Origin of the sequence: Kribbella sp. NBC_01510 (assembly GCF_045040325.1) — a bacterium.
In the GTDB taxonomy this organism is placed as follows: domain Bacteria; phylum Actinomycetota; class Actinomycetes; order Propionibacteriales; family Kribbellaceae; genus Kribbella.
This window is the reverse complement of sequence record NZ_CP109418.1, coordinates 103,550-127,868: the sequence shown is the minus strand read 5'-3', so window position 1 is coordinate 127,868 and position 24,319 is coordinate 103,550. Positions and strand designations below refer to the sequence as shown.

The 24,319-nt window shown below is 69.2% G+C and carries 21 protein-coding genes; 15 read left to right on the top strand and 6 right to left on the bottom strand.

Annotation, left to right across the window (positions count from 1 at the left end; genetic code table 11):
• The first annotated feature begins 286 nt into the window (after window positions 1–286).
• The 3 genes from OG558_RS00625 (at window position 287) to OG558_RS00615 (ending at window position 2,225) form a co-directional block, all read left to right on the top strand.
• The gene (locus OG558_RS00625; RefSeq protein ID WP_405068470.1) at window positions 287–1,255 is read left to right on the top strand and encodes a zinc-binding dehydrogenase; all 969 of its coding nucleotides are present in this window, start codon (window positions 287–289) and stop codon (window positions 1,253–1,255) included.
• Entirely contained in the window at window positions 1,256–1,765 is a 510-nt protein-coding gene (locus tag OG558_RS00620) for a GNAT family N-acetyltransferase (RefSeq protein ID WP_405068469.1), read from the top strand.
• Window positions 1,766–1,919: 154 nt separating this feature from the next.
• Window positions 1,920–2,225, top strand: a complete 306-nt coding sequence (locus OG558_RS00615) for a WhiB family transcriptional regulator (protein ID WP_405068468.1) — start codon at window positions 1,920–1,922, stop codon at window positions 2,223–2,225.
• Here the strand turns inward: OG558_RS00615 and OG558_RS00610 are convergent, their stop codons facing one another.
• Window positions 2,226–3,461, bottom strand: a complete 1,236-nt coding sequence (locus tag OG558_RS00610) for a sodium:proton exchanger (protein WP_405068466.1) — start codon at window positions 3,459–3,461, stop codon at window positions 2,226–2,228.
• A 114-nt stretch (window positions 3,462–3,575) separates the two neighbouring features.
• Between OG558_RS00610 and OG558_RS00605 the strand changes: the two genes are divergently transcribed.
• Entirely contained in the window at window positions 3,576–3,929 is a 354-nt protein-coding gene (locus tag OG558_RS00605; protein WP_405068465.1) for an ArsR/SmtB family transcription factor, read from the top strand.
• Between the two features lie 817 nt (window positions 3,930–4,746).
• Here OG558_RS00605 and OG558_RS00600 read toward each other — a convergent pair.
• The 4 genes from OG558_RS00600 to OG558_RS00585 form a co-directional block, all read right to left on the bottom strand.
• Window positions 4,747–5,466: an AAA family ATPase gene (locus OG558_RS00600; protein WP_405068464.1), complete on the bottom strand. Its 720-nt coding sequence runs from the start codon at window positions 5,464–5,466 to the stop codon at window positions 4,747–4,749.
• Between the two features lie 9 nt (window positions 5,467–5,475).
• On the bottom strand, window positions 5,476–5,652 hold the full coding sequence (locus OG558_RS00595; RefSeq protein ID WP_165554028.1) for a DUF6104 family protein: 177 nt from the start codon (window positions 5,650–5,652) through the stop codon (window positions 5,476–5,478).
• A 1-nt stretch (window position 5,653) separates the two neighbouring features.
• Window positions 5,654–9,457 carry a multifunctional oxoglutarate decarboxylase/oxoglutarate dehydrogenase thiamine pyrophosphate-binding subunit/dihydrolipoyllysine-residue succinyltransferase subunit gene (locus tag OG558_RS00590; protein ID WP_405068463.1) on the bottom strand — a complete coding sequence of 1,268 codons (3,804 nt, stop codon included), beginning with the start codon at window positions 9,455–9,457 and terminating at the stop codon, window positions 5,654–5,656.
• Between the two features lie 426 nt (window positions 9,458–9,883).
• Window positions 9,884–10,291 (bottom strand): DUF3052 domain-containing protein, encoded by a 408-nt coding sequence (locus OG558_RS00585; protein ID WP_405068462.1) that lies wholly within the window; start codon window positions 10,289–10,291, stop codon window positions 9,884–9,886.
• A gap of 30 nt (window positions 10,292–10,321) precedes the next feature.
• On the opposite strand from OG558_RS00585, the gene OG558_RS00580 reads away from it, so the two are divergent.
• The 4 genes from OG558_RS00580 (at window position 10,322) to OG558_RS00565 (ending at window position 15,443) form a co-directional block, all read left to right on the top strand.
• Complete coding sequence (locus OG558_RS00580) at window positions 10,322–10,993, top strand: FadR/GntR family transcriptional regulator (protein ID WP_329480695.1); 672 nt, start codon at window positions 10,322–10,324, stop codon at window positions 10,991–10,993.
• 14 nt (window positions 10,994–11,007) lie between these two features.
• A complete protein-coding gene (locus OG558_RS00575) occupies window positions 11,008–11,217 on the top strand; it encodes a DUF6343 family protein (protein WP_329480694.1) in 210 nt (69 codons plus the stop codon).
• 151 nt (window positions 11,218–11,368) lie between these two features.
• The gene (locus OG558_RS00570; RefSeq protein WP_405068461.1) at window positions 11,369–12,949 is read left to right on the top strand and encodes an ABC-F family ATP-binding cassette domain-containing protein; all 1,581 of its coding nucleotides are present in this window, start codon (window positions 11,369–11,371) and stop codon (window positions 12,947–12,949) included.
• Between the two features lie 349 nt (window positions 12,950–13,298).
• Window positions 13,299–15,443 carry a copper-translocating P-type ATPase gene (locus OG558_RS00565; protein ID WP_405068460.1) on the top strand — a complete coding sequence of 715 codons (2,145 nt, stop codon included), beginning with the start codon at window positions 13,299–13,301 and terminating at the stop codon, window positions 15,441–15,443.
• Here OG558_RS00565 and OG558_RS00560 read toward each other — a convergent pair.
• Entirely contained in the window at window positions 15,420–15,965 is a 546-nt protein-coding gene (locus OG558_RS00560) for a TetR/AcrR family transcriptional regulator (protein ID WP_405068459.1), read from the bottom strand. The genes OG558_RS00565 and OG558_RS00560 overlap by 24 nt on opposite strands.
• A gap of 69 nt (window positions 15,966–16,034) precedes the next feature.
• On the opposite strand from OG558_RS00560, the gene OG558_RS00555 reads away from it, so the two are divergent.
• From OG558_RS00555 to OG558_RS00525, 7 genes are all read left to right on the top strand, one after another.
• Window positions 16,035–16,340 (top strand): DUF2218 domain-containing protein, encoded by a 306-nt coding sequence (locus tag OG558_RS00555; protein WP_405068458.1) that lies wholly within the window; start codon window positions 16,035–16,037, stop codon window positions 16,338–16,340.
• Between the two features lie 118 nt (window positions 16,341–16,458).
• Entirely contained in the window at window positions 16,459–17,805 is a 1,347-nt protein-coding gene (locus tag OG558_RS00550; RefSeq protein WP_405068457.1) for a purine-cytosine permease family protein, read from the top strand.
• Between the two features lie 20 nt (window positions 17,806–17,825).
• Window positions 17,826–19,394, top strand: a complete 1,569-nt coding sequence (locus OG558_RS00545) for a hydantoinase/oxoprolinase N-terminal domain-containing protein (RefSeq protein ID WP_405068456.1) — start codon at window positions 17,826–17,828, stop codon at window positions 19,392–19,394.
• Between the two features lie 20 nt (window positions 19,395–19,414).
• The gene (locus OG558_RS00540; protein WP_405068455.1) at window positions 19,415–20,488 is read left to right on the top strand and encodes a DUF917 domain-containing protein; all 1,074 of its coding nucleotides are present in this window, start codon (window positions 19,415–19,417) and stop codon (window positions 20,486–20,488) included.
• Window positions 20,485–21,600 carry a DUF917 domain-containing protein gene (locus tag OG558_RS00535; RefSeq protein WP_405068454.1) on the top strand — a complete coding sequence of 372 codons (1,116 nt, stop codon included), beginning with the start codon at window positions 20,485–20,487 and terminating at the stop codon, window positions 21,598–21,600. The genes OG558_RS00540 and OG558_RS00535 overlap by 4 nt, the downstream gene beginning before the upstream one ends.
• An 88-nt stretch (window positions 21,601–21,688) precedes the next feature.
• On the top strand, window positions 21,689–22,759 hold the full coding sequence (locus OG558_RS00530; protein WP_405068453.1) for a DUF917 domain-containing protein: 1,071 nt from the start codon (window positions 21,689–21,691) through the stop codon (window positions 22,757–22,759).
• Complete coding sequence (locus OG558_RS00525; RefSeq protein WP_405068452.1) at window positions 22,756–24,282, top strand: PucR family transcriptional regulator; 1,527 nt, start codon at window positions 22,756–22,758, stop codon at window positions 24,280–24,282. Before OG558_RS00530 ends, OG558_RS00525 begins: the two co-directional genes overlap by 4 nt.
• Window positions 24,283–24,319 lie beyond the last annotated feature (37 nt).

Sequence of the window (24,319 nt, the reverse complement as noted above, 5' to 3'; positions counted from 1 at the left end):
GGTTTTCCTCCCGGACCGGGCTAAAACCCTCCCCGGACCAGTCACTGACCCCACCGAACCTCACCGAACCTCACTGACCAGGTGATGGACGGTTGCGTGAGCCTAGGTCGGCCAGCCGAACGCGAACACGTCCTGTCGAAAAGTCCGCTGTACCGCGACCGCACCCACCCGCAGTACCACCACCCCCACCCACACATCAGTCAGACGAGCCGGATAACCCCTTGACTGGGGTGGGCGGTGAGTTCGGTAACTGACTTGGTGCGTACCACCGCCTAAGGTGGTCCGCATGCTTGCTGCCTACGCCGCCAAGTTCGACGCCGACGACCCGATCGCCGCTCTGGAGGTGGGGGAGCGCCCCGATCCGACGGTGCCCGAGGGCTGGGTGACGATCGATGTGCGGGCGACAGCGCTCAATCACCACGACCTCTGGTCGCTCAAGGGGGTCGGGCTGGCCGAGCAGAGCCTGCCGATGATCCTCGGCTGTGACGCGGCCGGGGTCGACCCGGACGGCAACGAGGTCGTCGTGCACGCGGTGATCTCGGACCCGGCCTGGAAGGGTGACGAGACGCTCGACCCGAAGCGGTCGCTGCTGAGTGAGCGCTACCAGGGCACCCTTGCGGAGAAGGTCGCCGTACCGGCGCGGAACGTCGTACCGAAGCCGGCCGGGTTGAGCTTCGAGCAAGCCGCGTGTCTGCCGACCGCGTGGCTGACGGCGTACCGGATGCTGTTCACGCAGTCGGGGCTCAAGCCGGGTGACACCGTCCTGGTGCAGGGCGCGGGTGGCGGTGTGGCGACCGCGTTGATCACGCTGGCGCGGGCCGCGGGGATGCGGGTGTGGGCGACCAGCCGGGACGAGGGGAAGCGGGCCAAGGCGCTGGAGATCGGCGCGCACGACGCGTACGAGTCCGGGGCGCGGATGCCGGAGCGGGTCGACGCGGTGATGGAGACGGTCGGCCAGGCGACCTGGTCGCACTCGCTCAAGTCGCTCAAGCAGGGCGGCACCCTGGTGATCTCCGGCGCGACCAGCGGCCAGGCGCCGAAGTCGGCCGAGCTGAACCGGATCTTCTTCCTGCAGTTGCGGGTCCAGGGTTCGACGATGGGCACCCGGACCGAGCTGGCCGAGCTCATGCAGTTCATGGCGACCGCCGGCATCTCGCCGCACATCGACTCGATGCTCCCGCTCGCCGACGCCCGCAAGGGCTTCGCGAAGCTGAACGACGGCGACGTGTTCGGCAAGATCGTCTTTACTGTCTGAGTGCAACCAGAGATCAGGCCGGCTGGAGTCGAGGACGCCGAAGCCGGCGCATGGTGTCATCTGCAGTGCTGGCTGGAGGCGTACGCCGATCTCGTCGATCCCGCCAAGCTGGCCGAGCGGACCGCCGACATCGACACCCGGATCGAGCGCTGGGCGACCGCCGCGAAGGAAGGCCGGCCACGCTGGGTCGCGCTGAACCCGGACCCCGAGGCGCCGGTGCGGGACCGGGTGGTCGGATTCATCGCGATCCGGCCGACCCAGGACGAGGACGCGCCGGTCCCGATCGAGGTGCAGGCGATCTACACCAGGAAGGCCTGGTGGAGCACTGGGCTCGGCAGCCGGCTGATGGAGGTTGCGATTGGCAACGCGCCGGCCAGCCTGTGGGTGCTGGACGGGAACGAGCGGGCCCAGGCGTTCTACCGCCGCAAGGGTTTCGTCGCGGACGGGACGGTCGCCGACGAGCCGTTCTTCGACGTCACCGAGCTCCGGATGGTCCGCCGAGGGGCCTAGTGTCAGCGGCACAGCTATGACACAGGCGGCATACGACGTTTCATGGCTGAAACATGGGCGTCGCACCGGGGCAACGAGGCTGGCTCAGTCTGGTCCTACCGCGAGAAACCCCCGCGGTTTCGATCCGCCCGATCGATGAGGAGCAGGAGTGCCCATGAGGCCGACCTTGACGGTGATCGCCGACCCCGCCGACCGTTGGATGACCCGGGCCGCCTGCGTCGGCCAGGCGCCGGCGTACGACGAGACCGCCAGCCAGTGGGAGCAGCGCAAGGCCCAGGCGGTCTGCCTGACGTCGTGCCCGGTGCTGGAGGAATGCCGTGAGTGGGCCCGCCGGACCAAGTTCACCGGTACGGCTGCCGGCGAGAAGTTCCTCTACGGCCGCCGTCGCGGCCGCCCGGGCCCGCAGGAGCGCCGCCGCACCAACCCGATGGTCGAGGTCGAAGAGCAGCAGGCCAGCTGATCAGGCGTTGAGGAGCTCGTCGGCGCGATCCGCGTCGGCGGGCTTTTCTGTCCGTCGGAACGGCGACGTCAGCGTCGCGACGACGTACTGGCGGTTGTGGACGAACGCGACGATCGCCAGCACCAGGTAGATCGCACTCAGCACATACCGCCCGGTCTGACCCGGTACGGCGAACTGGACCGCGAACAGACCGAGCAGCGTCCAGGCCGCCCACCGCGGGAAGCGAAGACTCAGCAATACCGCGAGCCCGAGCAGGGTCTGCGTGGCCGTCAGCAGGAACTCCTCGACCTGCCGTCCGTCCAGGTGCAGCGCGATCGGTCCACCGCCGACGCCGTACGCGATCGGGAGGCTGCCGATCAGCAGCGTCCACTGGTTCACCTTGGCCGAGATCAGCAGGCCCAGCGCGGCCGCGCCCTTGCCCCGCCAGGCGAACAGCAGGGCGACGATGAACTCCGGCGCCTCCGAGGCCAGCGGAGCCAGCCACTGGACCAGCAGGAACTGGTCGATCCCGAGCGCCCGGCCGCCCTCGACCAGCGAGTCCGCGAACGGCTCCGCCGATGCCAGGATCACCGCTGCCGACGCCAGGAACATCCCGATCACCGTGATCCGCCGCCGCACCGTCGGCAGGCCGCCGATCGTCGCCGCCGGCCCGATCAGGTCGGGCTCGGCGTCGTGCTCGGAGATCGCCGCGCGGTACAGGTAGTAGGCGAAGAACGCGAGCAGCAGGATGCCGAGCACCAGGTGGATCTCGCCGGTCGCCGGGATGACGAACGCGACCAGGCCGGCGATCGCGAGGAAGCCGAGCTCGCGGCGGTAGCCGGACTCGAGCACCAGCGTCTTGACCGTCTGCCCGCTGCGCCGGGAGGCGACGTACAGGCTGACGAGGACGACGCTGGACCAGCCGAGGCCGAGGAGCAGCCGGTTCGAGCCGGTCATGTTGGCCGCGGCGAACTGCACATAGTCAGGGTTCGAGCCGGCGGTGTGCGCGAAGTAGAGGTCCACTGCGTACTCCGGAAGTACGGCGATGACCGCCAGCAGCGCGATCGCCAGACCGCCCGAGATGTCCACCTCTGCGGCCTCCGCGGCCCAGGCCAGCACGAACGACGCGGCGACGACGGCGAGGCCGAAGACGAGGATCGACGCGAGCGCCGGCGGGTGGGTGCCGGTCAGCCGGAGGGCGACCGCGGGGATCGCCACCACGAGCAGCAGGAGCACAGGGCGGAGGGCTCGGAACATGGTTCCAGCCTGCCACCGTTTTGATACTTTCGCAATTGCGAAAGTATGAGACCGTGCTCACGACGGCTCGGCGGACTGCCGTCCGGCCCGTCCACCGGTCACAATGACTGCGCGATGACCAGATCCCCTGAACCGACGAAGGCACAGCTGGACTCCGCCGCCGGCACCTTCGCGATGCTCTCTGCCCCGGTGCGGCTGCACCTGGTGTCACTGGCGGCCCAGGGCGAGTACGACGTCGGCACGCTGGCGGAGCGGGTCGGCGTGAGTATCGCCACCGCCAGCCAGCATCTCGGCAAGCTCCGGCTGGCCGGCATCATCACCGCCCGCCGCGAGGGCCGCCGGCACATCTACACCGTCGACGACCCGCACGTGCTAAACATGGTCGACCAGATCTTCGAGCACATCGCCCCCGACGGCACCCTGGCCCCCGACCCACCCCGCCGCACCCGGCCTCCGCACACCGACTAGGTGTAGTCGGCCGTGAGGTTGGTTGCAGTCGGGTGATGGGTGGTTGGCCGTGAGATCAGTAAGCCGCCGAGTCAACGGCTCCACCGCGCGAACAACGCCAGCGATCAACCCATTGGCATCCGGAGCCCGTGGTCCAAGCTTCGGGACCCAGGCCAGAACGGCGGGCTGAGACAAGAACTGGTGGGCTTGGACAGGCTATTTGTTGTTCCCATCCCCCAGAAGATGTCCGATCCCCCGAGCGGCCGCTACCCGAGCGGCCGCTACCCGAGCGGCCGCTACCCGAGCACTCGCCCGCCGGGCGGCGTGTGCTCGGCCCATACACGCCGTACCACACACCGCTCTCGCAGCCGGCCCATTGCCTGTGACCGACCGTAACGGATCTGCTGACGGGTAGGCCTGGATCCGGCCATGAGGTTGGTCGCAGCCGGGTGCAGGCGGGTGAACGCGGGGCGCCTGGTGGGGCGGTGCAGCGTGTGGTGGCCGGGGTTCGTTGGTCAGTTGCCGGCGTCTGCCCGGGGTTTCGGTTGGTCGTCGTCCCGGCGGGGTAACAAATGTGCGCCAGGTGACTGGAATGTTCCCCGCCGAGCGTTGTGGCCGGTGGCCGGTGGCCGGTGGCCGGTGGCCGGTGTTCCGGATGGTCGGTTCTCGCGGGATCGGACGTCTTCTCGGGGATGGCAACAACAAATAGCCTGTCCGAGCCCACCAGTTCCTGGCCCAAGCCACGCCGGCTGGACCAGAGGCTCCCGGCGTACCCACTGGTCCTGTTTCGTTGCCGGGCCGGTCGACTCGGCCGCCACCAACCTGCCGGCCGAGTCACCTACAGGACGTGTCGCAAGTACCGCTCCGGTGCTTGCAAGTAGGACTTCCAGTTCTGGACGAGTTGGAGGTCATCCCACGTGGTTTTGCGGATGCCCCAATCGCCGACCTCGAGGATGGTGGCGCCGGGGAGCGCCGCGATCACGGGGGAGTGGGTGGCGCAAAGGACCTGGGAGCCCGACTCGGCGAGCCGGCCGAGTACGCCGACCACCGCGAGGCTGCTGGAGAACGACAGGGCCGACTCGGGCTCGTCCAGGCAGTAGAAGCCCTGCCGGGTGAAGCGGTCGTTGATGAGGCTGAGGAAGCTCTCGCCGTGGCTCATCTCGTGGAAGACAGGCTCGGCCCGGGCGCCCGGGTTCTGCTCCAGGTACGTGTAGAAGCCGTGCATCGTCTCGGCGCGGAGGAAGAACCCGGCCCGCTTGGCGCCGACGCCGCGGGTCAGGAGCAGGTCGTCGGCCAGTGGCGACTCGGTGGCACGGGTGGTCAGGCGCGCGCCGGTGGAACCGCCCTCGGGAGACAGACCGAACGCGACGGCGATCGCCTCGACGAGGGTGGACTTGCCGGTGCCGTTCTCGCCGACCAGGAAGGTGACGCCCGGTTGGAGCTCCAAGCCGTCGGTCAGTAGCTGGCGGACGGCTGGGATAGTGTGTGGCCAGTGGGTGGACGGGCGGATGCCCTCCGCCGCGGTCACCCGGCGTACTGGGTGATCGGCGAAGGGCATTGGCTCAGGTTAGTCGTCCTCGTCGTCCAATCGGGCCAGCCAGGTGGCGAAGCGCTCGATCGGGGTTTCGAACTCGGGGTTCAGGTCGACGAACTCGCGCAGCCGTTCGGCCACCCAGGCCAGCGTGACGTCTTCCTCGCCACGCCGGCCCTCGAGTTCCTCGATCCCTCGGTCGGTGAAGTACACGTCAGCTGAAGGCCTGCTTGAGCAGGGTCGCCTGCTCGGTGCCGTGGACGCCGTGCGAACCGACCGCCGGGGCGGACATGGCCGGCCGGGAGACCCGGTAGAACGGCTTGCCGCCGAGGTGCTCGGTCAGGTTCAGCGCCATGAACGGCCACGGGCCCTGGTTCGCGGGCTCGTCCTGGACCCAGCGGATCTCGGTCGCGTTCGGGTACTTCGCCAGCTCGGCGACGACCTCCTCGGCCGCCAGCGGGTACAGCTGTTCGACCCGGAGGATCGCGGTGCTGATCTTGTCCGGCTCGACCTTCTTGCGCTCCGCCAGCAGGTCGTACACGATCCGGCCGGAGGCCAGGATGACGCGCTCGACGGTCGCCGGGTTCGCCTCGGCCTCGGCGTCGTTGATCACCGGCCGGAAGGTGCCGTGGGTCAGGTCCTCCGGCTGCGACACCGCCTCCTTGCGCCGCAGCAGCTGCTTCGGCGTGAAGACGATCATCGGGTTGTGCTCCTCGCCGAGCGTGTGCCGGCGGAGCAGGTGGAAGTACGACGCCGGCGTCGACGGCTGCGCCACCGTCATCGCGTTCTCGGCGCAGAGCTGGAGGAACCGCTCGATCCGGGCCGAGGTGTGGTCCGGGCCCTGGCCCTCGTAGCCGTGCGGCAGCAGCAGCACGACACCGGACTTCTGGCCCCACTTCGCCTCACCGGACGAGATGTACTCGTCGATGACCGACTGCGCACCGTTGACGAAGTCGCCGAACTGCGCCTCCCACAGCGTCAGCGCCTCCGGCCGGGCCACGGAGTACCCGTACTCGAAGCCGAGCGCGGCGTACTCACTCAGCAGCGAGTCGTAGACGTAGAAGTTCGCCTGGTTCTCGTCGAGGTTCTGCAACGGGACGTAGTCCTGCGCGTTGACCCGGTCGATGACCGCGGCGAACCGCTGCACGAAGGTGCCGCGGCGGCTGTCCTGACCGGCCAGCCGGACCGGGCGGCCGTCCAGCAGCAGCGAGCCGAACGCGGTGATCTCCGCGCTGGCCCAGTCGATCGGGCCCTGGGTGATCGCGTGCGCCCGGCGCTGCAGCTGCGGCATCACCTTCGGGTGCACGGTGAAGCCCTCCGGCAGCGTGGTGTGCGCGTCGGCGATCTTCTTCAGCACCTCGGGCGTGGTCGCGGTCGCGTCCGGGCCCTCCGGCTTGTCCGGGTAGATCGGGACGGTCACGTACGGCGCCGGGGTGTCGGGCTGGCTCTTCGCCTCGCGGACCTCGGCGAAGACCCGCTCGAGGCGATGCTGGAAGTCCTGCATGGCCTGCTCGGCCTCTTCGATCGTGATGTCGCCACGGCCGATCAGGGCCTCGGTGTAGAGCTTGCGGACGGACCGCTTCTGCTCGATCAGGTCGTACATCAACGGCTGGGTGAAGCTCGGGTCGTCACCCTCGTTGTGGCCTCGGCGGCGGTAGCAGACCAGGTCGATGACGACGTCCTTGTTGAACGCCTGGCGGTACTCGAAGGCCAGGTCGGCCACCCGGATGCACGCCTCGGGGTCGTCGCCGTTCACATGGAAGATCGGCGCCTGCACCATCCGGGCCACGTCGGTGGAGTACATCGACGAGCGGGACGACGCCGGTGAGGTGGTGAAGCCGACCTGGTTGTTCACGATCACGTGGATCGTGCCGCCGGTGCGGTAGCCGCGCAGCTGGGACAGGTTCAGCGTCTCCGCCACGACGCCCTGGCCGGCGAATGCCGCGTCGCCGTGGACGAGCAACGGCAGCACCGGGAAGGCGGCGCCGCGGTCCAGCAGGTCCTGCTTGGCCCGGACGATGCCCTCGAGCACCGGGTCGACCGTCTCCAGGTGGGACGGGTTCGCCGCGACCGAGACCTTGATCTTGTCGCCGAACTCGGAGACGAACTCGCCCTCGGCGCCCAGGTGGTACTTGACGTCACCGGAGCCCTGGACGGTCCGCGGGTCGATGTTGCCCTCGAACTCGCGGAAGATCTGGCCGTACGACTTGCCGACGATGTTGGCCAGGACGTTCAGCCGGCCGCGGTGCGCCATGCCGATCGCGACCTCGGACAGACCGGCGCCGGCCGCCTCCTCGCAGAGCTCGTCGAGCAGCGGGATCGTGGTCTCGGCGCCCTCCAGCGAGAACCGGCGCTGGCCGACGTACTTGGTCTGCAGGAAGGTCTCGAACGCCTCGGCCTCGTTCAGCTTGGCCAGGATCCGCAACTGCTCCTCGCGCGGCGGCTTGGTGTGCGGCCGCTCGACCCGCTCCTGGATCCACTTGCGCTGCTCGGGGTCCTGGATGTGCATGTACTCGACACCGGTGGTCCGGCAGTACGAGTCGCGCAGGATGCCGAGGATCTCGCGCAGTTTCATGAACCTCCGGTCGCCGCCGCCGAACGAGCCGGTGGCGAACTCGCGGTCCAGGTCCCACAGGGTCAGGCCGTGGGTGGCCACGTCCAGGTCCGGGTGGCTGCGCTGCTTGTACTCCAGCGGGTCGGTGTCGGCCATGATGTGGCCGCGCACCCGGTAGGCGTGGATCATCTCGAGGATGCGCGCCTGCTTGGAGACGTCCTCCTCGTGGCTGTGCGGGAGGTCGGCGGCCCAGCGGATCGGCTCGTAGGGGATCCGCAGCGACTGGAAGATCTCGTCGTAGAAGCCCTCCGCACCGAGCAGCAGCTGGTGCAGGCGGCGCAGGTACTCACCCGACTGGGCGCCCTGGATGATCCGGTGGTCGTACGTCGAGGTCAGCGTCATCACCTTGCTGACCGCGAGCTTGGCCATCGTCTCGTCGGCCGCGCCCTGGTACTCCGGCGGGTACTCCATCGCGCCGACGCCGATGATGCAACCCTGGCCGGTCATCAGCCGCGGCACCGAGTGCTGCGTGCCGATGGTGCCGGGGTTGGTCAGGCTGATCGTGGTGCCCTGGAAGTCGGGCAGCGCCAGCTTGTTGTCCCGGGCCCGCCGGACGATGTCCTCGTAGGCCATCCAGAAGTCGGCGAACGTCATCGTCTCGGCGGCCTTGATCGACGGCACCAGCAGTTGCCGGGTGCCGTCCGGCTTCTGCATGTCGATGGCCAGGCCGAGGTTGATGTGGGCCGGCTGGACGTGCGTCGGCTTGCCGTCGGTCTCGTCGTACGACGCGTTCATCTCGGGCAGCGTCTTCAGCGCCTTCACCAGCGCCCAGCCGATCAGGTGGGTGAAGGAGACCTTGCCGCCGCGGGCGCGCTTGAGGTGGTTGTTGATGACGATGCGGTTGTCGATCAGCAGCTTGACCGGGACCTGCCGGACGCTGGTCGCGGTGGGGACCGTGAGGCTGGTCTCCATGTTCTGCGCGGTCCGCGCGGGCGCGCCGCGCATGATCTGCCGCTCGCCGTCGGAGTTGGTCGCGGGAGCCGGCTTGGGCTGGACGCCGGGCGGCTGGTTCACCGTGCCTCCGGTTGGGGCGCCGGTCTGGGCCGGCGCTTGCTTCGCTGCGGCTTGAGTCTGCGGTACGGCGGCCGGCGCAGCGGCCGGCGTTGGCTGAGCGGCCGCGGTGGTGGCCGCGGGTGCGCTGGAGGCGGGCGCGGACGGCGTCGTACCGCGGCTCGGCGCCTCAGGGGTCTTGTTGTCGGACACCGCGTCGGGCCGGGGAGCGTCGGCCGGGGTGGTGTTCACCGGCGTCGCGTCGTCACCAGGCTTGTAGGTCTTGAAGAAGTCCAACCACGCCGGATCCACCGAATTCGGGTCCTGCTGGTACTTCTCGTACAGCTCGTCGACCAGCCATTCGTTCGCACCGAAGGCTGCTAGGGGATTGGTGTCTGATGGCTCGGTGGCCACTGGGCAGTTCGCCTCTTCCGATCGGGTCCGGTACCGCGGTTGTTACTGCTGATGTTATGGGTGGTGTCCCAGGGCAAGGCTAATAGCACGCCGACCACTTCCACAGCCCGGGATCACCGGACCAGTGCGGCGAGTGGTCAGGCTCTGGCGGCTTGATCGATCGAGGCCTGAAACACCGTGCAGGCAGGTGTTTCAGCTCATCGGCCGGAGGCTCCGGAATCGACGGCACGGTCCGGAGCCGACGGAACTGCGGGACCCCTTGCAGAGGTGGGATTTCGGCCGCTCGCCGAGGTGACGCTGAGTAGAGCATTTGAGCGCAGGTGCCCACTGTATGCAGTTGTGCGCTTGCCGGTGGTGATGATCAGGACTGCGCAGAAATGTGGTCAACGTCACCCTCTGGATCAGTCCAGTTCCCCGCGACTGGGCTCACCGGCTGCTCAGCCGCCGGACCAGCTTCAGGCCGGACCAGGTCGCGTCGATCGCGGCCACCTTCACGTCGACCACGCCGAGCGGCAGGGCCAGCTCGCGGATCCCGTTCTCGTCCAGGTCGGTCGCTACGCCGGACGACCGCTTCGGCCAGGCGATCCAGATCATCCCCGCGGGCACCGTCTTGCCGAGCAGCACCGGCAGGCGTCTGGTCAGCCGGCTCCGGTCCGGGCAGAAGGCCAGCACCACCTCGTACGACGTCCGGCCGGCCCGGCGGACCACCGTCGTACCGGCGGGCAGGCCCTCGATCGCGAAACCGTCCGGCGCGTTGTCCAGCAGTACGACGTGCTCCGGCTTGATACCCAGCTTCGCCGCGAGCGGTTTGCCCGAGTAGCCCGGTGTGGTCATGAAGGGATCGTAGGGCGGCATACTGACGAGATGGCGTTGACGGATGAGGCGATCGTCAAGATCAAAGGGATGATCACCTCGGGGGAATTGGGTCCAGGGGATCGACTGCCGAAGGAGGCGGATCTCGCGGCGCGGCTCGGCCTGTCGCGGAACTCGCTGCGCGAGGCGGTCAAGGCGCTGACGCTGGTGAACGTGCTGGACGTCCGGCACGGCGACGGCACTTTCGTCAGCAGTCTCGACTCGGCGCACCTGCTGGACGCGCTGAACTTCATGGTCGACCTGCATCGCGACGACTCGGTGCTGCAGTTCTTCGAGGTCCGGCGGCTGCTCGAGCCCGGGGTCGCGGCGCTGGCCGCGGTCCGGATCACCCACGAGCAGCTGACCGAGCTGCGGCTGCTCTGCAGCGACCTGACGGCGGACTCGCCGGTCGAGGATCTGGTCGCCAACGACCTGCGGTTCCATCGCGCGATCGCCGAGGCGACCGGGAACCAGGTCGTGTGCTCGCTGCTCGACGGCATCTCCGGTGCGACCCAGCGGGCCCGGATCTGGCGCGGGGTCACCCAGGCCGGCGCGGTCGAGCGGACGCTGTCGGAGCACGCCGCGATCCTGGACGCGATCGAGATCGGTGACGCCGAGGCGGCCCGGGCCTGGATGACCGCGCACATCGCCGGCGTCGAGACCTGGCTCCGCAAAGCACCCTGAGGTACTCCGGTGGCATGGCCTTCGAACCGGCGCCGCCCCGCAGTGCGCTGACGCTGCGCCTGGTCCTCGCGTCGTTCGGTCTGGCGCTGTGGATCGCGGCGGCCGTGCTGGCCGTCGTCTTCGACCTGCCGGTCGGCTGGGTGGTCGCGTTCGGTGCGCTCGCGGTGGTCGCGCTGGTCGACCTGCTGATCGTTGCCTGGCGCAAGCGCCGGGAAAACGGTTGAACCCGGCCGGGAGTGCCGCCTACCCTTGGTGATGTCCCATTCCCGACGTCAGGGGTCCGCGTTGTAGCTCCGAGGTCTTCTCTTCAGCCGATCGATCGCCACCCGTCCTGGTGTGCGATCTCGTCCGAGACCTCTTCTGGAGTTCACGCACATGAGTTTTTCCCTGTCCTGTACGGACCTCTTCTTCGCCTGGCCGGACGGCGACGTCCTGTTCGACGGGCTCACCTTCGTCGCCGGACCCGTGCGGTCCGGGCTGGTCGGCCGCAACGGCGCCGGCAAGTCGACGTTGCTCCGGCTCATCGCCGGGCGGCTCACTCCGCAGCGCGGGTCGATCCGGGTGAGCGGCGAGCTCGGGTACCTGCCACAGGATCTGACCCTCGACACCGGCCTGCGGGTCGATCAGGCGCTCGGCATCGAGGCCGTCCGCCGCGCCATCACCGCGATCGAGTCCGGTGACGCCTCGGAGCAGAACTTCGCGATCGTCGGCGACGACTGGGATGTCGACGAACGGGCCGAGGCGCTGCTCGGCAAGCTCGGCCTCGGCGCGATCGACCTCGACCGGAGCGTCGGTGAGCTGTCCGGCGGCGAGACGATCCTGCTCGGCCTGGCCGCCGAGCTGCTGCGGCGTCCCGACGTACTGCTGCTCGACGAGCCGACCAACAACCTCGACCTGCGGGCGCGGAGGCATCTGTACGACGCGGTCGAGCAGTTCCGTGGTGCGTTGGTGATCGTCAGCCACGACCGCGAGTTGCTGGACCGGGTCGACCAGATCGGCGAGCTGCGCAAGGGCGACGTCGCCTGGTACGGCGGGAACCTCACCGCCTACGAGGAGGCGGTGGCGATCGAGCAGGAGGCGGCCGAGCGGATGCTGCGGTCGGCCGAGGCCGACGTCCGCAAGCAGCGGCGTGACCTGATCGAGGCGCGGATGAAGATGGACCAGCGCCGGGCCCGCGGACAGCGGGCGTTCGAGCAGGGCGGGATCCCGAAGATCGTCGCGGGTGGGCTGAAGCGGGCGGCGCAGGTGTCGGCCGGGAAGCACCTCGGGATGCAGTCCGAGCGGCTCGACTCGGCGCGGGAGGCGCTGGCCGACGCGGAGGAGCTCGTCCACGACGACGACACGATCCGCGTCGACCTGCCGAAGACCGCCGTACCCGCGGGCCGGGTGGTGCTGCGGCTCGAGGATCACGTGCTGCGGACCGGGGCGCAGGTGGACCTGGAGATCCGCGGGCCGGAGCGGATCGCGCTGACCGGGCCGAATGGCGCGGGCAAGACGACGCTGCTGCAGTCGATCACGAGCGGCGGGTTGCCGGAGGTGCCGTTCCGGTACCTGCCGCAGCGTCTGGATCTGCTCCGGGACGACCTGTCGATTGTCGACAACCTCGCGTTGCTGGCCCCGAGCACGGAGAACCAGGAGCGGCGGTCGCGGCTGGCCCGCTTCCTCTTCCGCGGGCGCGCGGCCGATCAGCTGGTCAGCACGCTGTCCGGTGGCGAGCGCTTCCGGGCGACGCTGGCGGCGCTGCTGCTGGCGGAGCCCCCACCGCAGTTGCTGATGCTGGACGAGCCGACCAATAACCTGGACCTGGCCAGCGTCGCCCAGCTCCGCGACGCCCTCGCGTCGTACAACGGTGCCCTGATCATCGCCAGCCACGACCTCCCGTTCCTGCGCGAGATCGGCATCACCCGCTGGGTCGAACTGACCCCGGACACGCTGACCGACATCGATCCGCTGTAGTCGGACTCAGGCCATGAGGTTGGCCGGGTGCGACTCTCAGAGGACGGGCTGTCGTCGGGGGTTGAGACAGGTAGTGGTGGGCTGGGACAGGTCATTCCCTGTCGCAGCCCACCAGAAGGTGTCCCAGCCCCCGGGAGTCGGCTGTCGGGGCGCCAGGGGGCAGATCGCTTTCCGGAGGAATCCGGTCACCTGGCGGCCAGTTGTTTCCGAAGATCCCAGCTGATCAGCCGGCCGCCGCCACCAGCTCCTGTCCAGGTGCAGGCGTACCTCCGTCGCCCCGTCGTCCGTGCTGGACGGCGGGGCGGTTTCGCTGGTTGCGGTTTATACCCCTCGGGGGTATGTTTCGAGCATGGATGAGCATCACGACCACACCGCGCATGCTGACCACGCTGACCGCGGCGGGCACGCTGACCACGCTGGGCACGCTGACCACGCTGACCACGCTGGGCACGCTGACCACGCTGACCACGCTGGGCACGGTGACCACGGTGGGCATGCGGGTCACGGGGATCATGCGGCGCAGTTCAAGGATCGGTTCTGGATCAGCCTCGGGCTGGCGGTGCCGGTGGTGTTCTTCAGTGCGATGTTCGCCGACCTGCTCGGGTACTCGCGGCCGGAGTTCCCGGGGTCGGGGCTGATCGCCCCGGTCCTCGGGACGGTGATCTTCGTGTACGGCGGGCAGCCGTTCCTGACCGGAGGTTGGGGCGAACTGAAGTCCCGTCGGCCCGGGATGATGCTGCTGATCTCGATGGCGATCACAGTCGCGTTCGTCGCGTCCTGGGTGACGACGCTCGGCATCGGCGGGTTCGACCTGGACTTCTGGTGGGAGCTTGCGCTGCTGATCGTGATCATGCTGCTCGGGCACTGGCTGGAGATGCGTGCGCTCGGCGCCGCATCCGGTGCGCTCGACGCGTTGGCCGCACTGCTGCCCGACTCGGCGGAGAAGGTGACGGCCGACGGCGTGGTCGAGGTGCCGCTCGTCGAGTTGCTGGCGGGAGACGTCGTACTGGTCCGCTCGGGCGGGCGCGTGCCGGCGGACGGGACCGTGGTCGACGGGCAGGCCGAGGTCGACGAGTCGATGATCACCGGTGAGTCGCGGTCGGTCCTGCGAGCGGTCGGGGATTCCGTCGTCGCCGGGACCGTTGCCACCGACAACGCTCTGCGGGTCGAGATCACGGCGGTCGGGGACGACACCGCGCTGGCCGGGATCCAGCGGCTGGTCGCCGAGGCGCAGGCGTCGTCGTCCCGCGCGCAAGCCCTGGCCGATCGAGCCGCGGGGTTCCTCTTCTACTTCGCGTCGATCGCGGGGCTGATCACGTTCGTGGTGTGGACGCTGCTGGGTGAGGTGAACGAGGCCGTCACGCGGACCGTGACCGTCCTGGTGATCGCCTGCCCGCACGCCCTCGGCCTGGCTGTCCCGCTGGTGATCGCGATCTCCACCGAACGCGCCGCGAAGGCCGGCGTCCTGGTGAAGGACCGGCTGGCGCTGGAGCGGATGCGCACGATCGACGTCGTCCTGTTCGACAAGACCGGCACCCTGACCAAGGGCGAGCCGGCGGTGACCGGCGTCGCCACGGTCGGACCGATCACCGACGAGGAGTTGCTGGAGCTGGCCGCCGCGGTCGAGGCCGACAGCGAGCACCCGCTGGCCAAGGCCATTGTCCGAGCACACCCAGATCGGGTGCCGGCCGGCCACGGACGAGCTGTGGTGGCATCGGAATTCCAGTCGCTCACCGGTCGCGGCGTACAGGCTGTTGTGGACGGTTCCGAGGTTGCTGTCGGTGGACCAGCGTTCTTGCGGGAGTACGGCGTACCCGAGCCGGCGGAGCTGGAGACGGACGTCGCGACCTGGAAGGGGCGTGGGGCCGCCGTGCTGCATGTGGTTCGGGACGGGCAGGTGATCGGGGCGGTCGCGTTGGAGGACGAGGTTCGCGAGGAGTCGAGGCAGGCGGTGGATGCGCTGCATCGGCGTGGCGTGAAGGTCGCGATGATCACCGGCGACGCACACCAGGTCGCCGACGCGGTCGCGAAGGAACTCGACATCGACGAGGTCTTCGCGGAAGTGCTTCCGCAGGACAAGGATGCGAAGGTCGCCGAACTGCAGTCGCGCGGCCTGAAGGTCGCCATGGTCGGCGACGGCGTGAACGATGCCCCCGCTTTGGCCCGCGCCGAGGTCGGCATCGCGATTGGCGCCGGCACCGACGTCGCAATCGAATCGGCCGGCGTGGTCCTGGCCGCGAACGACCCCCGCGCCGTCCTCTCGGTGATCACCCTGTCGAAGGCCAGCTATCGCAAGATGTGGCAGAACCTGGCCTGGGCCACCGGCTACAACGTCATCACGGTCCCGCTCGCGGCCGGCGTACTCGCCTTCGCCGGCGTGGTCGTCTCGCCGGCCGTCGGCGCGATCCTGATGTCGATCTCGACCATCGTGGTCGCCCTCAACGCGCAGCTACTGCGCCGCCTCGACCTCTCACCCGCTCGACTCGCCGCGTAACCCGGTCAGCGTGACCGCGACCAGGCGCCGTACCGCCGCCTTCGACGGTACGGCGCCCGCCGCGCCGAGCGCATGCACGCAGTACGCCGCCAACTCCTTGGGCGGAACGTCGTCCCGCACGTCGGCCATCAGACCCGCCAGAAACTCGACGAGGTGCTCACGAGCCGCGGACACATGCTCCGACCGATGTAACGACGCCGCCGGCTCCGACTGCGGGTGCTCGTAGCAGATGAACGCATAGGCCTCCAGCACGTCGCTGAGCTGCCCGCTCCGCTCCCAGATGTCCTCGAGCTGCCGGAGATGCTCACCCACCTGTCGCTCATGCCACGCGGCCAGGACCGACTCGACGTCCGGGAAGTACTTGTACAGCGTCGCCCGCCCGACCCCGGCCCGCTGGGCAACCTCCGACATCGTCACCCCGGTCACGCCGCGCTCAGCCACCAGCGCGGCGGCCGTAGCTAGCACGGCTCCCCGCACCGCCTCGCGATGCGTGGCAATGCTGTCATCCCACAACTTCGGCACGACCATCAGCCTACCTTGACAGACTGTCCGTATTCGAGACACTCTGTCTTGAAAAAGGAGTGTGTCGGGATGGCAGTCGTGCAGGCGTACGTCGGGACTCCGCGAGCGGCACGGTATGTCGAACAACTGACCAGTCACTTCGGTCACCAGCCCGGCGGGATGAAGGTGCTGGCGAGTAGTCCGGGTGAGCTGGTCATCGACCTGGGCGAGGGAACGTGGACGATCCGCAGCGCCGCGGACGAGCTGATCCTCCAGGTCGAGGCAGCTGACACCGCCCGCCTGGACGAACTGAGCGCCCATGTCGCCGCCCGCATCGAACAGATCGGCCGCCGCGACGGCCTCCAGGTCCACTGGCGACCCCAGGACCCGGAGTGAGCAAGAGCAGGGACATGGGCTGATTGCACAGTCTGCGGTCGCCTGGTGTGCACGATGGACGGTGAACCGGCCCGCCCAGCGCCGTACGTTCGATGAAATCCCCAGGCTGGAGGCTCTCATGGCCGGTTCATCTGTTGGTACGGACGACTATGCGCTCGCTCGGGTTCCGCAGAGCGCCCGATATTCGTGGTGGTCTGTCGCGACGCAGCGGTTCGGGCAGATCTCGGCGCTCAGTCAGTTTCTGCTCGGGGCGACGCTCGGGTTCGGGATGGACTTCTGGACCGCGTTCTGGGCGCTGACGCTCGGCGCGGTGATCCTCGAGCTGGTGGCGATCCTGATCGGGATCATCGGGGCCCGCGAGGGCTTGCAGACCTCGGTGATCGCCCGCTGGACCGGGTTCGGTCAGGCCGGGTCGGCACTGATCGGGCTGGCGATCGGGATCAGCTTGATCGGCTGGTTCGGGATCCAGTCCGCGGTGTCGGCGGCCGGTCTGAGCCAGTTGATCGGCGTACTGCCGGCGTGGGGCTGGTCGCTCGTCTTCGGTCTCGCGGTCACGCTGGTCGTGCTCCGTGGCTTCCACTCGATGGCGTGGGTCGCGTATGTGACCGTGCCCGCATTCCTCATCCTGGTCGGCTGGTCGATCATCAGCGAGCTGTCCGACCACAGCCTCAGCGCACTGGTCAGCTCCGCGCCGCCGGGTCCGCCGCTGAGCCTGCTGGAGGGTACGACGCTCGTCGCCGGCGGATTCATCGTCGGCGCGGTGATCACCCCGGACATGACCCGCTTCAACCGGACGGTCGGGGACGTGGTCAAGCAGACCGTTCTCGGCATCACCCTCGGCGAGTACGTGATCGGCCTGTGCGGCGTACTGCTCGCGCACGCGGTCGGCTCGGCGAACGTGATCACCATCGTCACCTCGTCGGTCGGCTGGGTCGGCACACTGGTGATCATCCTGGGCACGATCAAGATCAACGACTGGAATCTCTACAGCTCCGGCCTCGGCGTGGTGAACTTCATCGGGACCGTCTTCGGCCGGCACGTCAACCGGGCCGTCGTCACGCTCGTGGTCGGCATCCTCGGCAGTGTGCTCGCGGCCGGCGGGATCCTGGACAAGTTCACCGAGTTCCTGATCGTGCTCGGCGTCGCGTTCCCGCCGATCGCCGGAATCATGGTCGCGGAGTACTTCGTGGTGAAGCGCTGGCGCCCCGAGCTGGACGCGACCCGGGCCGACGGCACACTGCCCGCCACCGCGCCGACCTGGGTACCGGCGACGATCGTGATCTGGGTCGCCGCCGCCCTGATCGGCAAGTACGTCACCTGGGGTCTGCCCAGCATCAACTCGCTGGTGGTCGGCTTCGCGGCGTACGTCGTCGCCGGCCGGCTCGGCCTGATCCGGGGCGTTGGGACGAGTCGCACCATGGACAGTGAGCAGACCGCCATCAACGCCGTACCGGCGACCAGCTAGGCACAACGGGAGGATTTGGAATGCGTATCGGGATCGATGTCGGTGGTACCAACACCGACGCCGTACTGCTCGAGGGCGAGGGCACCGGCGTCAGCGTGCTGGCCGCCAACAAGTCGGCCACCAGCGCGGACGTCACCGCGGGCATCATCGACACCCTGGACCGGTTGCAGGCCGAGCGGTCCTTCGACCCGGCGCAGATCCAGGCGGTGATGATCGGCACCACGCACTTCATCAACGCCCTGATCGAGGCGCGCCGGCTCGCCCCGACGGCGGCGCTGCGGCTCGGACTGCCGGCCACCGCGTCGCTGCCGCCGCTGGTCGACTGGCCGGAGCGACTCGTCGAGGCGATCAGCGGGCGCAGCTACCTGGCCCATGGCGGGCACGAGTTCGACGGACGGCACATCGCCGAGCTGGACGAGGACGAACTGCGCCGGCACGCCGCGGACATGGTGTCGCACGGCGTCCGGTCGGTGGCGATCTCGTCGGTGTTCTCGCCGGTGAGCAACGAGTTCGAGCTGCGCGCGGCCGAGATCCTGCGCTCCGAACTCGGCGACGATGTGGCGATCTCGCTGTCCCACGAGATCGGCCGGATCGGTCTGCTCGAGCGGGAGAACGCGACCATCATCAACGCGGCGCTGCGTGAGCTCGCCGCGAGCATCGTGGACGGCCTCGCCGGCGCGGTCGCAGGCCACGGCATTGCTGCTCCGCTGTACCTCAGCCAGAACGACGGCACGCTGATGGATGTCGACTTCGCCCGCCGCTACCCGGTCGCCACGTTCGCGTCCGGCCCGACCAACTCGATGCGCGGTGCCGCGCTGCTGTCCGGCCTGGACACCTGCGCGGTCGTCGACGTCGGCGGTACGACGACCGACGTCGGCGTACTCACGCACGGCTTCCCGCGGGAGGCGACCACGGAGGTGGACGTGGCCGGCGTCCGGACCAACTTCCGGATGCCGGATGTGCTCAGCATCGGCATCGGCGGCGGCAGTTTGGTGGCTGAGGGCAACGACCTGGTGACGGTCGGCCCGCGGTCGGTCGGCTATCGGCTGACCGAGGAGGCGCTGGTCTTCGGCGGTACGACGCTCACCGCGACGGATATCGCGGTGGCGGCGGGGCGGGCCGAGATCGGTGACCCGGCGGCCGTGGCCGAGCTCGATCCGACGCTGGTGAAGGCGGCGCTGGCGCGGGTGGCGGCGGACATCGCGGACGCGGTGGAGCGGATGCGCACCTCGCCCGACCCGCTGCCGGTGGTCGCGGTCGGCGGTGGTTCGATCCTCCTGCCGGACGATCTGCCGGGCAGTCTCGCGGTGCATCGGCCGGATCACTTCGCGGTGGCGAACGCGATCGGTGCGGCGATCGCCCAGGTCGGTGGCGAGGTGGACCGGGTGTACGCGATCGACCCCGGCCGTCGCGATGCGGTCGTGGACGAGGCGCGGCAGGAGGCGGTCGACCGAGCCGTGGCCGCGGGCGCTGATCCCGCGCAGGTGCGGATCGTCGACTTCGACGAAGTACCGATTCCGTATTTGCCAGGCAATGCCACCCGCATCCGCTGCAAGGCGGTCGGCGATCTCCGGTTGGGGGCGTCGTGAGCCCAGGTGAGGGGAGTGCGATGAGGCTGGGTGCCGACGATCTCGCCGCGCTTGCCCGTGGGGCTGCCGTGCTGGGCACCGGTGGTGGCGGGGATCCGCACATCGGGCGGCTGCTCGCGCAGCAGGCGGTCCGGGAGTACGGGCCGGTCGAAATGGTTGCCGTTGACGACCTTCCGGACGACGCGTGCGTGTTGCCGGTGGCGATGATGGGCGCACCGACCGTCATGGTCGAGAAGCTTCCGTCGGCGGATCAGATCTCGGTCGCCGTCCAGACCCTGGCTCGGTATGTCGGCAAGACGCCGACTCACATCGCGTGCATCGAAGCGGGCGGCGTGAACTCGACCGTCCCGGTCATCGCCGCCGCGCAACTCGGGCTGCCGTTGGTGGACGGAGACGGGATGGGCCGCGCGTTCCCCGAACTGCAGATGGTGCTGCCGACGCTGGCCGGCATCGAGGCGACCCCGATGTCGATTGTCGACGAGAAGGGCAACCGCGGCGTCTTCGACACGATCGACAACCCCTGGGCCGAGCGGCTGGCCCGGTCCGCGACCGTCGACATGGGCTGCTCGGCGATCGTCTCGCTGTACGCGATGACCGGCACCGAGATCCGCGAGGCGTTCGTCCCCGGAACTCTCAGCCAGTGCCTCGCGATCGGTCACGCGATCGAGCGTGCGCAGCAACAGCACAGCGATCCGGTCGCGGCCGTGGTCGATCAGCTCGGCGGCCGGTTGCTGCACGTCGGCAAGGTGGTCGACGTCCAACGCCGTACGACGACCGGGTTCGCCCGGGGTGATGCCGCGATCGACGGACTGGACGCATCGCTCGGGCGATTGCTGGCGCTGCACTTCCAGAACGAGCACCTGGTGGCCGAGATCGACGGCACCGCGGTCGCGACCACGCCCGACCTGATCATCGTGCTCGACACCGAGTCCGGCGAACCCATCACCACCGAGGCATTGCGCTACGGCCATCGCGTGAGCGTGCTCGCCGCGCCCGCCGACGAACGGTGGCACTCACCGGAAGGCATCGAGCTGGTCGGCCCGCGCTACTTCGGCTACGACCTCGACCCGATCCGCGCACTGGAGACGATATGAGCTGGCAGCTCGACATCGAGCACCTGAGAGACCTTGCCAGGGGTGCTGCGATTCTCGGCACCGGCGGTGGTGGCGATCCGCTGATCGGGCGCTTGCTGGTGGAGCAGGCGATCCGCGAGCACGGGCCGGTCACGGTCCTCGACCCGGATGAGCTCGACGACGACGCCTTCGTCATCCCGACCGCGCAGATGGGCGCGCCGACGGTCATCGTGGAGAAGATCCCGCGCGGCAGCGAGCCGGTCGGCGCGTTGCGCGCCCTCGAGCGCCATCTCGGCCGCACCGCGGATGCGACCATGCCGATCGAATGCGGCGGCATCAACTCGATGATCCCGCTGCTCGTCGCTGCCCGGACCGGTCTGCCGGTGGTCGATGCCGACGGCATGGGCCGCGCGTTCCCCGAACTCCAGATGGAGACGTTCTCGGTGTACGGCGTACCCGGGTCGCCGATGGCGATCGCCGGGGAACACGACGAGACGGTCGTCATCGACACCGGCACGGACAACCAGCAGATGGAGTGGCTGGCCCGCGGGATCACGATCCGGCTGGGCGGCGTCGCGCACATCGCGGAGTACTCGATGACGGGCGCCGAGGTGAAGCGCACCGCCGTACCCAGAACACTCAGCCTCGGCCTGTCCATCGGACGCGCGGTCCGCGAAGCCAGGGCTGCGCATGACGATCCGATCGAGGCGGTCCGGGCAGCACTCGCGCCGACGCTCTACAACCACCTCCGGGTACTCTTCAGCGGCAAGGTCGTGGACGTGGAACGCCGTACCGTCGAGGGCTTCGCCCGCGGCCGCGCCCGCTTCACCGCGTACGACGGCAGGTCCGAACTGGAGTTGCGCTTCCAGAACGAGAACCTGGTCGCAGAAGTCGACGGCGAGGTCGTCTGCACGGTGCCGGACCTGATCTGCGTGCTCGAGGCCGATACCGCCGAGCCGATCACCACAGAGGGCCTGCGCTACGGCCAACGGGTCACCGTGGTCGGGATCTCCACGCCCGACCTGATGCGCACATCTGAGGCGCTGGCGGTGTTCGGACCGGCCTGTTTCGGGCTCGACGTGGAGTTCAGTCCGGTCGAACGACGTGTCGAGGCTCTGCCCCTCGCCCACTGACTCTCGGCCCGCCGTGCTCGATACCCCTCCGCGGCGGGCCGAGTGTTCCACCCCGCCGGGGCGGAACACTCGGTGACATCATCGGCTCATGACGACAGTCATCCGTGAGCAGGATCTGGGGGCGCTGGTCGTCGGCGTCACCCTGCTGGGGTCCGGTGGCGGCGGCGACACGGGTGCGTTCGGGCGGATGCTGCGTCGGCGGCTGGGGGCTGGTGAGCTCGTACTGCGGGACGCCTCGGACACACCTGGTGCGTACCTGAGCCCCATCGGCGTGGTGGGTGCGACGAGCGTGCTGGCGGAGAAGCTGCCCAGCGGAGGTGAGTTCGAGACCGCCGTTGGGGCGGTGAGCCGTTGGACCGGGCAGGCGGTCACCGGGCTGATGTCGCTCGAGGCAGGTGGGCTGAACGGCCTCAGTCCGCTCATCGCCGCGCTGGACCTCGGACTGCCGTTCGTCGACGCCGATCTGATGGGCCGGGCGATGCCACGGCTCGACCAGTTCTCCTGGGCGGTGGCGGGGCGTTCGCTGACGCCCTGTGCGCTCAGTGAGCCGAGCGGACAGGTGATCGTGGTGGATCACGTCGATGCGTCCGGTCTGGAACGCGCGGTGCGGAGCTTCGTCGCCCACACCGGGGGCTGGGCCGTACTGGCGCTGGCGCCGACGCCTGTCGATGCCGCGACGTCGGATGCGGTCAATGGCAGTTTGACTCGAGCTCTGGCGCTGGGCCGGGCGCATGCCGGACTCGACACCGGCGCCGCGCCGGCGACGGTCGCGTCGGCTCTCGGCGGGCGGATGCTGGGTGGCGGACGGGTCGAAGAGGTCGCGCGGCATGCCATAGCGAACGGCGGTGCTGCCTTCGGGCGCGGCAGTGTCTGTGTGGTCGATTCCGCGAGCCGTGCGGTGGTGCGGATCGAGACGGAGAACGAGTATCTGCTCGCCATGGTCGACGGAGAGCCGGTCGTGAGTACGCCGGACCTCGTTTGTGTGCTGGATCGACGCACACTGCAGCCGATTGCGGTCGAGGCGATCCGGACCGGCGACGAGGTAGTGGTACTCGCGCTGCCCGGACCGGAATGGTGGCGGCGCGGCGATCGGATCGGGTACGTCGGACCGCGGGCGTTCGGACTTGGGTGCGACCCGCAACTGCTGGAGGCCTCGTGATTGCGCCTTCGCTGTCGGCGATGCTGACCTCGCCGGGCTGGCGGGACGTGGTCGTCCTGGGCGGCAGGCAGGAACCCGGTCCTGCGCTGACGGGCTCTCGGGTGCTCATGAACGTCGCTGGCCATCCCGAGCCGATGACCGGCGAACTGTTGGTCGTGCTGCTCGCAACCGACCACTCCGACTGGCGGATCGACGCGCTGATCAGCCGAGCCTCGGCAGCAGGCGCAGCGGCCCTGCTGCTCGCCGGTGCCGAGCCACTCGGACGTGGAGCTCAGCTGCTGGCCGAGCGGTTGCAGCTGCCGGTGCTGGGCAGTCCGGATCCGCTGGCAGCTCACGAGCACCTGAACAAGGTGGCTTCCGAGCCCGACCTGGTCCGAGCAGATCTCGTCCTGCATGCTGTCACCGCATTGCGGCGTTCTGACCGTGACCTGACCTCGGTGCTGCGGACGACATCCGCCGTACTGGACAGGCCGGTGACGCTGGCCGGCTCTGACGGTGGGACTTTGGCGGGGGAGCCGTTGGAGGCTGAGGAGCGGTCTGCCCTGGTTGGTACGCTTCCGGCAGTTCCGGTCCCGTGGGCGGCGCCATACCGAGTGGATCTGCCGAGTGGTGCGGTGCTGATTGCTGTGGCAGTGCTCGGTGCTGGGCCGGTGTGCTGGCTGGTGGCTCGGTTGCCCGGAGTCGTGCCGGCTGAGGTTGCCGCAGTACCCGCTGTGTTGACGGTGGTGGCGCCCGCGGTGGGGGAGCGGTTGGCGTTGCGGCGGCTGGAGTTGGAGCGGGACGCGCGGCAGCGTACGTCGTTGCTCGGTGAGCTGCTGCACGGTGAGCCGTCGGAGGCGACGCGGCGGCGGGCCGTGGATCTCGGGTGGCAGCTGGACGGGTGGCACACGGGGATCCGGATCGGGACCGACGGCCAGGTGGACGTCGCAGGGCGGCGGGCCGACGTGGTGGAAGCCTTTGACGCCGAGGGTCTGCAGGCGGTCGTGGTCGAGCAGGGTGACGGATGGTCCGCATGGATCACCGCTGCGCGCGAGCCGACGTCAACCGAGGTCCAGCAGCAAGCGGCGGCGATCAGACGGGTGCAGCGTCGCCTGCTGACCGTCGATGCGTACGTCGGTGTCGGCCGGGTTGCACCTGGTCCGAGCGGGATCGCCACTTCCCTGGCCGAAGCAGGTGATGCGGCCGGTCTGGCCCGGGGCCGCGCCGAAACCGGCCGTTTCCTCCACGTCGACCGCCTCGGGCTGGCCCAGCTCCTCCTCGCCTGGACCCGCACCGACACCTTCCAGCCGGCCGCCCGCGCCCTCCTGGCCCCCATCGAAGACCAGCCCGGCGACCTGGTCACGACCCTCGCCGTCTACCTCGACACCGAGTCCTCGCTGGCGGAAACCGCCGCCGTCCTCGGCATCCATCGCAACACGGCAGCCGCCCGCATCACCAAGATCCAGCACCTCCTAGGCGTAGACCTGGCCAACCCGGACGAACGTCTGGCCCTCCACCTCGCCTCCAGAACCACCAGAACCTGACCTCGCCCCCGGCCAGAAGTCGGGGGCTGGGACAGGA